Source organism: Leptospira stimsonii (assembly GCF_003545885.1).
Classification (GTDB): Bacteria; Spirochaetota; Leptospiria; order Leptospirales; family Leptospiraceae; genus Leptospira; species Leptospira stimsonii.
This window is the reverse complement of sequence record NZ_QHCT01000002.1, coordinates 156,733-171,694: the sequence shown is the minus strand read 5'-3', so window position 1 is coordinate 171,694 and position 14,962 is coordinate 156,733. Positions and strand designations below refer to the sequence as shown.

The 14,962-nt window shown below is 43.8% G+C and carries 10 protein-coding genes; 4 read left to right on the top strand and 6 right to left on the bottom strand.

Annotation, left to right across the window (positions count from 1 at the left end):
• Positions 1-35 precede the first annotated feature (35 nt).
• The 4 genes from DLM75_RS08875 to DLM75_RS08860 are packed head-to-tail and all read left to right on the top strand — an operon-like array spanning position 36 to position 9,836.
• Positions 36-5,693: an alpha-2-macroglobulin family protein gene (locus tag DLM75_RS08875; protein WP_429945451.1), complete on the top strand. Its 5,658-nt coding sequence runs from the start codon at positions 36-38 to the stop codon at positions 5,691-5,693.
• A 6-nt stretch (positions 5,694-5,699) separates the two neighbouring features.
• A complete protein-coding gene (gene pbpC / locus DLM75_RS08870; protein ID WP_118968168.1) occupies positions 5,700-7,781 on the top strand; it encodes a penicillin-binding protein 1C in 2,082 nt (693 codons plus the stop codon).
• A gap of 58 nt (positions 7,782-7,839) precedes the next feature.
• A complete protein-coding gene (locus DLM75_RS08865) occupies positions 7,840-8,637 on the top strand; it encodes an AAA family ATPase (RefSeq protein ID WP_118968167.1) in 798 nt (265 codons plus the stop codon).
• A gap of 2 nt (positions 8,638-8,639) precedes the next feature.
• A complete protein-coding gene (locus tag DLM75_RS08860; RefSeq protein ID WP_118968166.1) occupies positions 8,640-9,836 on the top strand; it encodes a VWA containing CoxE family protein in 1,197 nt (398 codons plus the stop codon).
• Here the strand turns inward: DLM75_RS08860 and DLM75_RS08855 are convergent.
• The 6 genes from DLM75_RS08855 to DLM75_RS08830 form a co-directional block, all read right to left on the bottom strand.
• Positions 9,822-10,745, bottom strand: coding sequence for a ketopantoate reductase family protein (locus tag DLM75_RS08855; RefSeq protein ID WP_118968165.1), 924 nt, complete (start codon positions 10,743-10,745; stop codon positions 9,822-9,824). The genes DLM75_RS08860 and DLM75_RS08855 overlap by 15 nt on opposite strands.
• A gap of 1 nt (position 10,746) precedes the next feature.
• Positions 10,747-10,944, bottom strand: a complete 198-nt coding sequence (locus DLM75_RS08850; RefSeq protein WP_118968568.1) for a hypothetical protein — start codon at positions 10,942-10,944, stop codon at positions 10,747-10,749.
• A 77-nt stretch (positions 10,945-11,021) separates the two neighbouring features.
• Positions 11,022-11,762 (bottom strand): SprT-like domain-containing protein, encoded by a 741-nt coding sequence (locus tag DLM75_RS08845; protein WP_118968164.1) that lies wholly within the window; start codon positions 11,760-11,762, stop codon positions 11,022-11,024.
• A 3-nt stretch (positions 11,763-11,765) separates the two neighbouring features.
• A complete protein-coding gene (locus tag DLM75_RS08840) occupies positions 11,766-13,769 on the bottom strand; it encodes an ATP-dependent helicase (protein ID WP_118968163.1) in 2,004 nt (667 codons plus the stop codon).
• 20 nt (positions 13,770-13,789) lie between these two features.
• Complete coding sequence (locus tag DLM75_RS08835) at positions 13,790-14,260, bottom strand: FKBP-type peptidyl-prolyl cis-trans isomerase (protein WP_118968162.1); 471 nt, start codon at positions 14,258-14,260, stop codon at positions 13,790-13,792.
• A 119-nt stretch (positions 14,261-14,379) separates the two neighbouring features.
• Positions 14,380-14,727: an LIC14007 family protein gene (locus tag DLM75_RS08830; RefSeq protein WP_118968161.1), complete on the bottom strand. Its 348-nt coding sequence runs from the start codon at positions 14,725-14,727 to the stop codon at positions 14,380-14,382.
• Positions 14,728-14,962 lie beyond the last annotated feature (235 nt).

Below are 14,962 nucleotides of genomic sequence, written 5' to 3'. Positions count from 1 at the left end.
CATCGATTCGGGAGAAAACCTTGAGTTCTTTTGCAATTCCCAAATTTTTATCTAAAACTTATTTCTTACTTTTTTTTCTATTGGCTACGGGCTTGAGCGCGCAGGTTCGAATCGAGTTCACGCCGACCGGTGAAGTCAAAAAACCTTCTCAAATCCGCGCTCGTTTTTCGGAATCGATGATTCCTCTTGGAAATCCAAAATTCTCTTTGAATCCTTTTGAAATTCGTTGTCCCGTAAAGGGAAGCGAACGTTGGGTGGATGATAAGAATTGGGTTTTGGAATTTCCATCTCCGCTTCCCGGCGGCGTGGAATGCAGTTTTGAAACCAAAAAAGTAAAATCGATCTCAGGCAATTCTCTCTCAGAAGGTGAAAAATTCTCCTTTCATACGGGCGGTCCTGAAATCGATTCCTCCTCTCCGTACGAGGGTGGGATCGTAGACGAGGATCAGATTTTTATTTTAGATCTGGATTCGGAAGTCGATCTTTCTTCGGCGAGTGATCACCTCTATTTTGTCACGGAAGGAATTCGAGACAAGATCGGATTTAGTCGAATCACGGGTTCCTTGGAGAAAGAACTTCTCAAAGCGAACTATAGGGAAGGCAAAGAAGAAAGAACGATTCTTATCAAGGCAGATCAAAAGTTTCCGAGCGGAAAAAATATCCAGTTGGTTTTAGAACAAGGACTCAAATCTAAATCCGGTGTCGCGAGAACTTCCACGAGAAAAGTGGGCTTCACGGTTCGTAAAGCATTCCTTGCGGAGTTCAACTGCGATCGTGTCAACGCAAAGGCCGCTTGTATTCCTTCCTTACCTCTGACCGTAAATTTTAGCGCACCCGTTTCCGTGGAACTCTTGCGAAAGATTCAACTGCAAACATCGGAGGGAAAGTTGATACCCGCAAAGGTTTCTTCCGAGGAAGGGAACTACGACTATGGCGTGAGTTTTCCGACTCCACTTTCTCCCAAAGCGAAGTTTCAGATTCTTCTTCCATCCGGAATCAAAGACGACGCGGGAAGAAGTCTCGCCAATCAATCCTCTTTTCCTCTTACGGTTTCCACGGATGATTATCCGCCTCTTTTGAAATTTGCGGCGCGATTCGGAATTTTGGAACGTTATCCGGAAGCGGTTCTTCCCGTTACGATTCGAAATCTGGAAGCGGAGAATCCGGTTCGGCTCTATCAAGTAAAGACAAGTCCGGAAACAAAAGAAATCGTTCAACAGCAGTTTGATAAGCTGAAAGAAAAGGGAAAAGAAATTCTCAACTGGGCAACGGGAAAGGATGAAAAAAATCAAACTCCACCGAAACAGTTTACGGGTAAGGAAGTGATTCTCGGGGTTGGACAAATTTCAGAAATCGTTCAATATTTAAAGATTTTAGAATCACTGGATCATAAGGATTCCATTTTCGATCCGAGTCGAAATCAACTCCCTCCGGGAACAAACGAAATCAAACTTCAATCCAAACAGGGAGTCCGACGTTTTGAAGTGGTTGGAATTCCTCTCAAATCTCCCGGCTTTCACGTCGTGGAAATGAAATCGGACGTATTAGGAAATTCTTTATTAGGAAAGAATCAACCGTTTTACGTGCGCACGGGTGCGCTCGTCACCAATCTTTCGATCCATTTTAAATGGGGGAGAGAGTCTTCTCTCGTTTGGGTGACAAGACTGAGCGACGCGAAACCGGTCCCGAACGCCGATGTACAAATTTTCAATTGTAAGAATGAGAAAATTTTCTACGGAAAGACAGGCTCCTCCGGTACGCTGATCGTAAAAGGAATCCCTACGAGAAGTTCCGTTCCGTATTGTTCTTGGAAACCGTATGAAAACGGTCTTTTTTTGACGGCCGCATACGAAGACGATTTTACGTTCAGTCATTCTCGTTGGCAAAACGGAATCGAGAATTGGAGATTCAACCTTCCCGGAGATTACGGTGCGAGTAACGTTCTCTTTCATCCGGTGATGGACAGAACTCTGTTCCGGGCCGGTGAAACGGTTTCGATGAAGATCGTGTCCAGAGCGAAAAAAACGAGCGGTTTTGAAATTCCGGGCGTGAGCGAATATCCGAGTTCCGCTAAGATCATCCATTCCGGCACCGAAAAAGAATATTCTGTTTCTCTAAAATGGAATCCGGAAGGTGCGAGCGCGATTCAGTTTAAAATTCCGAAGGAAGCGAATCTCGGGGTCTATCGAGTTTTGTTAAACGAATTTAGCGGCAAAAATCACGAAGGTCAAGTTTTCATCGGAGAATTTCGTGTGGAGGAGTTCAGAGTTCCGCTGATGAAGGCGGAGTTTCAGACGAACGGGTCGAATATCGCTCCATCCAAGATCGGAATTACCGGAAACGTACGATATCTTTCCGGAGGAGGAGCGGGTAAAATCCCTGTCCTTCTAAGAACCCGCGTACTTCCCGGAGGAGGCATTTCTTTTTCGGATTATTCCGAATTTTTGTTTAGCAACGGTAAGGTGGCCCAAAGTTCCGAGGAGCAAGGTGAAATTCAAAACGCTGGGTTTACAAAAACTCAGCTCACCTTGGATGGGAAAGGTTTTTTTGATGCGACCGTGAAGTCGATTCCGGAATCGGATTCTCCCCAAAGGCTCGAAGCCGAGTTGGAATACAGGGATCCCAACGGTGAAATCCAAAGTGCGTTTCGATCCTTTCCGATCTATCCTTCCGAATTTCATATAGGAATCGCTCCGGAAAGTTGGGCGGCAGTTCAAGATTCGGTAAAGTTCAAGGTGGTCGTTCTCGATCTCAAGGGGACGGCGGTGGAAGGAAAGAAAGTAACCGTAAAGTCCTTTACGAAGAAATACTATTCCAATCGAAAACGTCTCGTAGGAGGATTTTATAGTTACGATCACAAATACGAGATCAAGGAAATCGGCGAGTTTTGTTCCGGGAAAACCAATACAAAAGGGATTTTGTTTTGCAACGGATCCGTAAAAGAAACGGGAGAAATTTACTTTGAAGCATCCTTATCCGGTGAAGAGGTAAAGGCAAATTCTTCCGTTTGGATTACGGGCAAGGAAGATCTTTGGTTTGCCGCGAGCGACCACGATCGAATGGATCTTCTTCCGGAGAAAAAAGAATACCAAGCCGGAGAGAAGGCGAGGTTTCAGGTTCGAATGCCATTTCGAGAAGCGACCGCGCTCATTACCGTGGAACGAGAAGGGATTCTCACTTCGTTTACGAAGGTTTTGACGGGGAAAGAACCGATGATCGAAATCCCGGTAGAGAATTCGTATGCTCCGAACGTCTTTGTTTCGGTTCTTGCGATTCGAGGAAGAGTCGATAGTCCGAAAGAAACGGCTCTTGTCGATTTAGCGAGGCCGTCCTTCCGTTTAGGGCTCGCGCAGATTCGTGTCGGTTGGAAACCGTTCGAGGTTCCCGTTCGTGTGGAAACCGACAAGACCGTCTACGCTACGAGACAAAAAGCAAAAGTCAAAATTCAAATCGAACATCCTTCGTCCCAGATAAAAAAAGACTCGAGGGTCACGTTAGTCGCTGTCGACCAAGGGCTTTTGGAACTAAAGCCCAATGATACCTGGGATTTGTTGCGCGCGATGATGAAAGAAAGAGGAAATTCCGTGGAAACGTCCACGGCGCAACTTCAAGTGATCGGAAGAAGGCACTTCGGTTTAAAAAGTCTGCCACCAGGTGGGGGCGGAGGTGGAGCGACCACACGCGAACTCTTTGATACGCTTCTTTATTGGAAAGCGGATCTCAAGCCGGACGAAAACGGAAAACTGGAAGTCGAAGTTCCTCTGAATGATTCTTTGACATCGTTTAAGATCGTGGCCATTGTTCATTCCGGAAAAGATAAGTTCGGTTCCGCTTCGACTCAGATTCAAACCACAAGAGATCTTCTCGTTTATCCTTCCATTGCTCCTTTTGCTAGAGAAAAGGATCTTGTTCGAAGCGGACTTACGATCAAGAATACTACGGACCGTACGATGGATCTGTCCATCACTCCGAAAACATCTCCGGATCTAGGGTTAGAGACGAAGAATGTGAAAATCGTAGCCGGAGAATCCACAGTCGTACAGTGGGAGTTTGGGATCCCGAACAAAAAAAATGAAATCGTCTATGAGTTTCTCACAAAAGAAAATGGAGGAAGTTTTACCGACACGGTTCGTTTTCGTCAGAAAATCGGCGAGTCCGTTCCAGTAAGAGTTTTACAATCCACTTTTGTTCAAGTGGAGGACGGTAGGCTTAACGTTCCCATCCAAGAAAATCAGGAAGCGATTGCGGGAAGTGGAGAATTGGAAATCAGCCTGAAGTCTTCTCTGACCGGAGGCGCCATTCTTTCTGCAAAGGATTCGATGAATCGATATCCGTATTCTTGCCTCGAACAAAAACTTTCAAAATCCATTTCAGCCGGCTCTCAAAAAGATTGGGATCAGATCATGGATCAACTGACTTCCTATATGGATGGGGACGGTCTTTTGAAATTCTTTCCTTCTTCCTGGTATGGAAGCGAGATTCTCACCGCTTATCTTTTGATTCTATCTTCCGAATCCGGGTATAAAATTCCGGACGCGACAAGAGATACATTGATCGAAGCGCTCAATCGTTATAGTAAGGATTTGATTTTTAGAAGCAGTTATATTTCGAACACGGATACGAGGCTCAGAAAGATCATCGTCCTCGATGCGATTTCTCGATTCACCGCTCTGAATGACGATAGTATCCGTGCCATTCAGACCGATCCGAAAATTCTTCCCTCCGATATTTTGATCAGTCTGAGAAATATCTATTCTCGTTCCAATACGTTTAAGAATCAGATTCCTGCCATCGACATCCTTTTAAAATCCAGATTTCGGATCCAAGGAACTTCTTATAACTTCGTGGATGAGTCCGGTCTTTGGTGGCTTCTTTCTTCGAACGATTCTACCGTGATGAGAACCATTCTTTCGGTCGTAAAAGATCCGGCTTGGAAGGAGGATCTTCCTCGCATGATTCGAGGCGCGATCACAAGACAAAAGAAAGGAAGCTGGGATATCACGACGGCAAATGCGCTCGGAATTCTCGCCTTTCAAAATTATTCCAAACAGTTCGAAAGAGATTCGGTGGAAGGAACGACTATGATCTCTTTGGAGAATCAATCAAACACGTTGGAGTGGAAGAATAAAAAGGATCCTTCTACACTTTCTCTTCCGATGCCGAAGACGACTCAGAATCTTGAGTTCGTACAGAACGGAAACGGAAAACCGTACGCGGTAATTCATACGAAAGCCGCGCTTCCTCTCAAGGAAAAATTGGAAAGTGGAATGAGATTGGAAAAAGAAATTCTGGATGAGTCCGGAAGCAAAAAATCCTCTTTCAAAGATGGAGATCTTGTTCGAGTTCGACTGAAAATTTACACGGAATCGACTTTGTCTTGGGTTGCGATCAAGGATCCGATCCCGGCGGGAGCGAGTATCTTAGGTTCCGGATTGGGAAATGATTCGAGATCGGGAAGTGAAGTCGTGACCGAAGGGGATTGGTGGTCTTCTCCTACGTTTGTGGAAAGAAAGTGGGAAGGCTATACCGCTTATTTCGAATATCTTCCGGCAGGAAGCGTGACTCTCGAATACGTATATCGGATCAATCAGTCCGGAAAGTTTGTGCTTCCTTCAACCCGGGTAGAAGCGATGTATCTTCCGGATCAGTTCGCGGAAGTTCCGAACGCCGATCAAACGGTTCAAAAGGATTGAGGAAAAATGAGTCGAAAGAATATATGGGTGATTTGGTTCATCAGTATATTCTTCTATTCCAATATACTATTTTCTGAGAGCGTTCCGGCTTACGCGGCCGTTCGGGATTCTTATCAATCGTCCGATGGAACACTCTTAGACATTCACGGAAGATTTCTACAAACGATTCGTTTTGATACGAAAGAAAGAAGACTTGCCTGGGTCGAAGAAGGGGAAATTCCCGAAACGTTATTTCTTGCCCTTTTGCTCCAAGAAGACAAACGTTTTTTTGAGCATTCGGGAGTGGATTCGATCGCGATTTTCGGCGCGGTTCGCGATCGACTGTTGGGAACTTCCAAACGCGGAGCGAGCACACTTTCGATGCAACTCGCCGGAATGTTTCTACGAACAAAACCGGGAAGACGAAGTTTTTTAGACAAATGGAATCAAATTCAATTTGCAAGAGAAATGGAAGAATCTTGGAAAAAGTCCGAGATTCTTACCGCGTATCTGAATCTTACTTCGTTTCGAGGAGAACTCAAGGGACTTCGTTCCGCAAGTCGAGGAATTTTTCACAAAGAACCGTCCGCGTTAAGCGACACAGAAGCGATTCTTCTTGTATCGATGCTTCCGTTTCCGGGTGCGGGCGCCGAAGTTTTGTCCAGAAGAAGTTGTATTCTTGCGAAAAAACTTCGAAAGGAGGATCTTTGTTCTTCTTTTGAGAAAACGGCAAAGATCGCGGTTTCAAAACCGACCGGACTTCCCTCTACGGGAGGAATCGCGTATCACGCCGCGCAAAAATTCTTTCGCGAGAATTTTGGATCTTCCGTAAAAAGCGGAAAAGAAAGAACGACCATCGATTTCGATCTTCAATGGAAGATCACGGAACTCGCGAAGAATATTTTAGACGGATTAAAAAGTCAGAACGTTGCCGAAACGGGAGTTGTGGTTTTGGATAACGTATCCGGTGCGATCCTTACCTATGTTGGAAATCTTCCGGAAAGCAGATCTTTTTATGTAGATGCGATTCAATCTCGAAGACAAGCCGGGTCCACTCTGAAGCCGTTTCTTTACGCCCTTGCTTTTGATCAATCGCTTTTGAAGCCCACTTCGATCTTAGACGATAGTCCTTTTGAGTGGAACGCAGTTTCCGGAATCTATCGACCATCCAATTACAGCGATACGTATCACGGTAAAGTGGAAGCGAGGTTTGCTCTGGCTTCGTCTCTCAATATACCGGCGATTCATGTATTGGATCTTGTAGGAGTTTCGACTTTCGTTCAGAAACTTCAAGACCTCGGAATTGAAAACTTAGAACGTTCGGATTTTTATGGAGCCTCTCTCGCGCTTGGAACGGCGGACGTGACTCTTTTGGAGTTGACCAATGCGTATCGAACTCTCGCCAACGGTGGAATGTTCTCCCAGACAACTCTGCTTCCTTCCGTAGCGAGACAAACGTTTCAAGAGAATCGGGAGGAGGGACATTTTTGGAATCGTGTGTATTCAAAAGAAGCCTCCGATACGTTAGGAGAAATTCTTTCCAATCGGGAATATCGTTCTCTTTCTTTCGGATTAAACAATCATCTGAGTACGCGATTTTTTACGGCAGTAAAAACGGGAACCTCTCAAGATATGAGAGACAATTGGTGCATCGGTTATTCCAAAAAATTCACCGTGGGTGTTTGGGTCGGAAATATGGACGGAAGTCCGATGAGGGACGTAAGCGGTGTTACGGGAGCGGCTCCGATTTGGAATTCGGTTATGAATCTTTTGCAAGAAAGAGATTCAGAGATTTGGAAACCCCGGGTAACAGTGCGAAACGAAACTCCCACGAAAAGAATCGAGGAGACCACTTCGATTCCTAAAATTGTAGTTCCCGGAAACGAAACGATTTTCGCGATCGATCCGGACATTCCCGAAGGCAGACAAAAACTTCGCTTTAGCGCGACGGTTTTTGAAAACGGATTTCAGTGGATTTTGGATGGAAAGAATCTGAACGATGCTCGCGAAAAGGAAACGTTTTGGAAACCCGTAAAAGGCTTTCATATTCTTTCTCTTCAAGATCGTACCGGAAAAATCGTCGACAGCGTAGTTTTCGAAGTTCGGTAGAAAGGGGTTTTTCTCTTGCAGAGAGCGGCCTTGAAGATAGAATCAATCCAAGACATTTATGAATCCATTGATAGACACTTACTTGCTTTCTCCTTCTCTGGAAGAAGCGATCCTAATGGCGGAAATCACTTCTCGTCCTTTGCTCCTAAAGGGAGAACCGGGAACCGGGAAATCACTTCTCGCAGAGTATTTAGCAAAACAGAGAAAATTACCGATCCATACCTGGCATATCAAATCGATCACACAAGCAAAAGAAGGTTTGTATTTTTATGACGCCGTTTCCCGTCTGAACGATTCCCGTTTTGCGGAAGATTCGGAGAAGGTAAAAAAAATCGAAAACTACATTCGATTGGGTTCTTTAGGAGAAGCCTTTGACTCGGATCAAAAGTCGATCGTTTTGATCGACGAAATCGACAAAGCAGACATCGAATTTCCGAACGATCTTCTTTTGGAATTAGATCGAATGGAATTTTTTATTCCCGAGATTCAAAAACGAATCCAGGCAAAGCACAGACCGCTTACGATCATCACCTCGAATAACGAAAAAGAATTGCCTGCCGCATTTCTAAGAAGATGCATCTTTCATTATATAGAATTTCCCGATCCGGAATTTATGAAAAAAATCATCCTTTCGCATTACCCGGGAGTGGGACATACGTTATTGATCAAAGCCCTCGAGATGTTTTATTTGATTAGAAGGATGGATGACCTTAAAAAGAAACCTGGGACGAGTGAGTTGCTGGATTGGATTCAAATTTTGGTTCATCAAGGTGCGGCCTTGAAGGATGAGGTACGAATTCCATTCTTAGGCGCGCTGATTAAAAACGAAGAGGATCTGAAGTTATTTAGGAATTAAGAATGTTCATTCCTTTCTTTTACAGACTAAAAAGCCAAGGAATTCCCGTCACCACGGGAGAATTTTTGGATTTTTTGAAGGTGGTAGATCACTATACCACGAATCAAAAAGCGTGGATCAATTTGGATGAACTTTACCGTTTTTCCCGAACCTGTATGGTAAAGGATATCAAATACTTCGACGCCTTTGATCTTGTATTCTCGGAGATTTTCGGAGAGAAGGGCGCTTTGCGACCTGAGTTGAAACAGGAACTGATGGACTGGCTCAACCGAATTTTTGAGAATCCGAACGGCCCACCCCCGCCTTCTTTGATTTCGCCCGATCAGCTGTTGGAAGAATTGAAAAAAAGACTCGAAGAACAAAAAGGGGAACACCACGGAGGAAACAAATGGGTCGGAACGGGTGGCTCTTCACCTTTCGGCCATAGCGGTTCCAATCCGGAGGGCGTGAGAGTAGGAGGGGAAGGAGGAAACCGTTCTGCAGTCTTTCAAGCATTAGAAAGACGTTATAAAGAATATAGAACGGACGAACAACTGGATGTACGTCAGATCAAAACGGCACTCAAAAAGCTTAGGAATTTTCGTAAAGAAGGAGTTTCCGAATTTCATCTTCCAAAGACGATCGATTCGACTTGTAGAAACGCCGGAGACATTCATCTCGAGTTTGAACGTTCTCGAAAGAACGGTCTCAAAGTTTTACTTCTAATGGATACGGGAGGAAGTATGACAAGTCACGCTGAGAGGGTGAATAAACTTTTTTCTGCGAGTCATCAGATCAATCATTTCAAAGAATTTCATTATTACTATTTTCATAATATCATTTACGACGCAGTGTATCCGAAAGCGAATATGCGAACACCTCTATCGCTCCAAAGAATCTTTAAAAAACACAGCGACGATACGAAATTGATTCTGATCGGAGACGCGTATATGGCTCCGTATGAACTTTTGGATTCTACGTATGGTTACTATCACAGTCGTTTTCGTGTCGACTTTCGACTTCCTGAAAATCCAGAGTCGGGACTTGATTCCTTAAAAAGAATTCGAAGACATTTTAAAGATTCGATTTGGTTGAATCCGGAACCGAAAAAATACTGGGACGCTCCGACAATCCAGGAAATTGGAAAACAGATTCCTATGTTTTTTCTTTCTTTGGACGGATTGGAAAACGGGATTAAGAAACTCTTAAACGCCCTTTGAATGACCTTTTAACTTTAAGAGGGCATAGAGTGTTTCGATATGCGGGGTCTTAAAACCATACCTTTCCCCGATTTTGAGCGCATTCCCGAGGATCGCGTCGATTTCCATCGGTCTTCCGCTTTCAAAGTCCAAAAGCATACTCGTCTTATACGGTTTCATCGACTCGGTCATTTCGATGAATAGATCGATTTGTTCAACAGGAACCGGCGCACCGTCCCATTCGGAAAGTTTCTGGACTTCCTTCATAATTTCGATCACCAGAGAACGACTGGAAGGTTCGTTCAAAATCTGAGAAGTATTTTTACCGCCGGAGAGGACGCTGATCGGATTGAAAGGCGCATTCCACATGAGTTTCTTCCAGCGTGCCTGACGAATTGAATCCGTGCTCTGCGTGGGAACTCCCGCAGTTTCAAAAAATCGAACTATTTTTTTAAGAAACGAAGAGGACGTACGATTCCAAGAACCGATGGTCAATTCTCCGTAATCGAGATGATGAATTTTTCCCTTGTCCAACCGATTCGCACAGACAAAGGCCAACCCGCTTAGAATTTCGTTGGAGGGATAGAGCGAGGTGATCGGATCTTCAATCCCGATTCCATTTTGTAAAAGAAGGATGGGAATGTGCTCGGGGATTTGGATCCCGAGAATCGTTTCCAAGCGGATTTCCGGTAAACATTTGAGACAATTTAGAATGAGGTCATATTCTTCTAAATTTTTGGGAACCTCTTCGAAAACGAGGTTGGGAAAGTATTCGAAATCACCCCAATGACTTTGGATTTGAAATCCGTTTTCTTCCAGCTCGAATGCGTTTTGCCGGACCCAAAAATCGACCTGACAACCCGCCTGCTTTAGCTTTCCGGCATAAAGACCGGCGATCGCTCCGGATCCTAAAACTAAAATTCGAAACAAATCAGCCCGCCTGCAAAAATTTCTTTTCTATTTTTTTAAGAATCTCCGTGATCGCTTGCACGTAGCCGTCGTAGACGCCTCTGTCGTATTCGTTTAGGGATCGATAGTTTAAACCCTGCATCTCTTTCAAATGGCTTCGAAGCTCTTCGTCGATGTAATTTTTGCGGACATAAAGCGTTTCAAATACTTTCGGATGCATTCGGTTCTCCCTCTTTCTTTCAGTTGGACCAAATTTTACAACGGATTCCAAGTCTGTAAACATTCAATTTTCGAAAATTAGAGATTTATGGATTGGTGGTACTTCGATTTGAGCCAGTGATTAGCCCTTAGGTAGTCGGGATATTTTCGTTCCAGAGTGCGAAATTCTTTTCCATGGATCACATTTTTTCCATTCTTTCTCGTCGCAGGAATGTAGACGTGCAAAAGCTCGTGAAAAACGATATATTCCAGAACAAAGTCGGGAACAACCTGTCTTCCCAGAATCGGATTGATTACGATCATTCTGTGCGATGGATCAAAATGTCCAAGCCTTGTCCTCGAACTTCTTTTTCCCCAGTAGATTTCGATATCAGAAAGGTCGATCCCAAGATAGGTTTCGTTGATCCGATGGAGCATTTCCTTTAAAATCGCATTCTTCGAATCGGAGGATTCTATTTTTTTTCTTCGTTTTTTTCTTTCCGATTTCTCTTTGGAGTGAAGTTCGTAAAAGTGCTGAATTTTTTCTTCGATCGTTCCCGGAATGGGAAGTTTAAGAAGCTTATAAAGTAGAAGTTCCACAACCGCTTCCAAAGAATCCGATTTTGCATAAGAAGAATGAATTTTGAATTCCAAGATTCCGGGTGAAATGCGGATGGCACTTCCTAAGTTCGCGTAAGGATAGAATTTATAGCGAACTTTTTTCCCTTGTAAAATTTTCCCACCGCGAACATGCAGAAATTCAGAGACCTTTCGTTCCAGAATTTTCTCCACTTCGTCAGCAGAGGTTTTTAATTTTTGTTTTTCAAAAGCCAAAATCATAGGTCAACTTCCGAAATAATTCTGAATTTTAGAAAAAGATTCTGAAACACGTTTGCCTGATTCGGAAATGGATTCCGAACCAGGATCCGTTTTTGAAGCCGACTTTGCGGAAATCAATTTGAGCTCGTAGACTTTTTCGGGAGATTGAATTTCGCTGAGGAAACGGGATAACTTCGTATAATATGGACCGGATCTGGACTGAGCCAAGGATGGTCTTGTGAGATAGAGTTCTTTTCGAGCCCGAGTGATCGCGACGTAAAAGAGTCTCCTTTCTTCTTCCGTGTCCGTGTTTCTACTCGAAGGGAACGAACCTTCGGTGGCATTCAATACGAAAACCACGTCGAACTCCAATCCTTTTGCGGAATGGACCGTCGAAAGATTTAGCTGATCGTTTTCCGCGTTGTCCGGATGAATCTTATCCAAACTGAGTGAAGCGTGATCCATTGTTAGATCCGAAAGGAAGTCGGATAACGAAAAGTATTTAAGGGAAAATCCAAGGACCGAATCCAAATCTTCCGATCTTCGTTTCCAGTCGTCGTAGTTTTTTTCCAACAAAACTCGATAGTAATCTATGAAATCCGATGTGATCGTTTTCACTTCCGCTCTGGATTCCGAATGTTTTTGATAGAGATGGAAGAGAGGGGAAAGAAATTTTTGTAAACTCGGATTTTTTTCCTCTTGAAGTGCGTCCATTTTTCCGGAGGAACTGCGAACCTTCACCAAAATTTCGTTCGATTTTGTGTTTCCAATTCCGGGAATCAGTTTTAAAACCCGAATCCAAGATACGGAGTCCAGAGGGTTGATCAAAAGTTTTAAAAACGCAAGGAGGTCCTTGATATGAGCGGTTTCTATGAATTTTCGACCGCCGAATTTTACGAAAGGAATATTCCGTTTTGCTAATACAAGTTCCAGTTGGTTCGAATTCCAACCCGCTCGAAAAAGCACACTCATCCTATGAAACGGAATTCCCTCCTCTTTTTTTTGAAGGAGAATTTCCGCGATTCCTTCCGCTTCCTCGAGTTCGTCCGTAAATTGGAGAACAGACGGCAGAGGGCCATTTTCATTTTCGGTAAACAGGAATTTTTCGTATTTTTCCGAAAAGTTTTGGAGCACCGAGTTCGCTAGGTTTAGAATCGCCGGAGTACTTCGGTAATTTTTTTCCAAAAAAATGGTCTTCGTATTGTCGAAAATTTTAGGAAAATCTAATATTCCTCGAACAGTAGCACCCCGAAACGTATAGATACATTGAGCGTCGTCTCCGACTACCATCAGATTTCGGTGTTCTGCCGCGAGAAGGCAGGCGATATGTGCCTGTATTTTATTCGTATCCTGGAATTCGTCGACCATGACAAATCGATATCGTTCCGAAAGCGCGGAGCGAACTCCAGAATGATTTGCGAGAAGATCCCGTGTGAAAAAGAGAAGATCGTCATAGTCAAGGAGGGACCTTTCCTTTTTGTAGACCTTGTAATCTTCGAAGATTTGGATGATATCTTTGGATCTTTGGATAAAAGAAGGATAATCCTTCTCTAATATATCCGTTAATATTCTTCCCGTATTTTGGATTTCACTGTGGATTCCGACTAAGGTTTCGTTGGAAGGAAAACGAGTCTTTGTTTTCGCAAAGTCTCTTTCGCTTCTTAAAAATTGAAAGACGTCTAACGTATCCGCCTCATCCAAGATTGTAAAATCGGAGGAAAGACCGAGGGCAGGCGCGAATCTCCTAAGAACGGAACTACAAAAAGAATGAAAGGTTCCACCCTGAACATCGGAGCAACGAGCATCACCCAAAGAAGAAGCTCTAAGGATCATTTCTCTTGCCGCTTTTCGCGTGAATGTAAGAAGTAGAATGGAAGAGGCGGGAATTCCGGAAGAGACCAGCTGGGCGAGTCTGCTGATAATGGTCTTGGTTTTACCTGTTCCGGCACCCGCTAGGACGAGCACCGGACCGTCCTGGGTAAGGACAGCTTCCAATTGAGCTGAGTTTAATTCTTCCTTCCAGGACATGAATGGTGGGAAAGGATCTCCTAATGGTGGTGATGTCCACCTTCTCCATGAACGTGTCCGTGAGAAACTTCCTCGTCGGTTGCTTCTCTGATTTCAGTGAGCTCCACATCGAACACAAGATTGATTCCGGCAAGAGGATGATTCCCGTCCACAATGACGGATTCATCTTGGAGCTCCGTGATCGTAAAAACTTTGTCCGGTTCATCGGTTTGAAACATCATTCCAACTTGCAAGTCTTCATTCGGAGGGAACTGAGATCTTGGAACGTCAAAAATTAAATCCGGGTCTTTCAAGCCGTACGCATTTTCCGCTTCTACGTTGATTCTTTTTTTCTCCCCTGCAGACATCTTTTTCATTTCGTCTTCCAGTCCCGAAATGATATGACCAACTCCCTCCAAATAAGAAAGGGGTGCCTTTCCCTCGGAAGAATCGATCAGATTGCCTTCTGTGTCATGAAGGGTGTAATGGAAAGTAATCACTCTAGTTTTCATGGATAGCTCCAAAAAGGATAAATTCAAAATTCTGGCAGGAATCGGGCTTCAGAAAAATACCGGAATCTAAGTACTTTTCAGGCTAAATTGTGTGCGGTTTAACTCAATCAGAATTTTATTTAGAATTCCGATTCATACTGAAAATCCAATTTGGATTGTTCGTTTTCTTTCAGGAAGGTTTCGATTCGATTGGAAAGAAAAAACCAGGAATCTTGGGTGAATGTTTCTCTAAATCTTTCGGAGAAACGTAAGTAGGTACTCTCCGCGATTCTTGTGTCGCCGGTATGATCTAAGAGAAGTGTGTACGAAATCAGAAGAACGTTTTTTTCAAGACTATAAGCCAGGGATTTTTCTACGACCTTTTGCGGTTCTTGGACGGAGATTTTTCTCTTGAGTCCGTTCTTGGTGACGAACAAAGGAGGTTGTTCCACCTTTGGAGAAGTAAATGCGCCCGAATAAATTTTCATATTCATAAGTTGACCCGAGAGGTAAAATTCCGGGGAGGAATCCAAATTCCCATTTTATAAAAATAAGAATTGGATTCTACCCCAGCAAGCGAGCTGGCTTTAGACGGCAATCAGTGAACAGGAGATTAGGAGACTGATTCACTTACTTCTTCCTTCGAGAAAAGTGCTCGAATCTTTTCTAAAGAATGAATTAATTATGACTTATAATATAGAAATGAAACAAATTCAACAATTA

Coding starts and splice junctions, on each gene's coding strand:
- DLM75_RS08830 (WP_118968161.1), bottom strand. CDS start 14,727: ATGAAAATTTATTCGGGCGCATTTACTTCTCCAAAGGTGGAACAACCT.
- DLM75_RS08835 (WP_118968162.1), bottom strand. CDS start 14,260: ATGAAAACTAGAGTGATTACTTTCCATTACACCCTTCATGACACAGAA.
- DLM75_RS08865 (WP_118968167.1), top strand. CDS start 7,840: ATGAATCCATTGATAGACACTTACTTGCTTTCTCCTTCTCTGGAAGAA.
- DLM75_RS08850 (WP_118968568.1), bottom strand. CDS start 10,944: ATGCATCCGAAAGTATTTGAAACGCTTTATGTCCGCAAAAATTACATC.
- DLM75_RS08845 (WP_118968164.1), bottom strand. CDS start 11,762: ATGATTTTGGCTTTTGAAAAACAAAAATTAAAAACCTCTGCTGACGAA.
- DLM75_RS08840 (WP_118968163.1), bottom strand. CDS start 13,769: ATGTCCTGGAAGGAAGAATTAAACTCAGCTCAATTGGAAGCTGTCCTT.
- DLM75_RS08860 (WP_118968166.1), top strand. CDS start 8,640: ATGTTCATTCCTTTCTTTTACAGACTAAAAAGCCAAGGAATTCCCGTC.
- pbpC (WP_118968168.1), top strand. CDS start 5,700: ATGAGTCGAAAGAATATATGGGTGATTTGGTTCATCAGTATATTCTTC.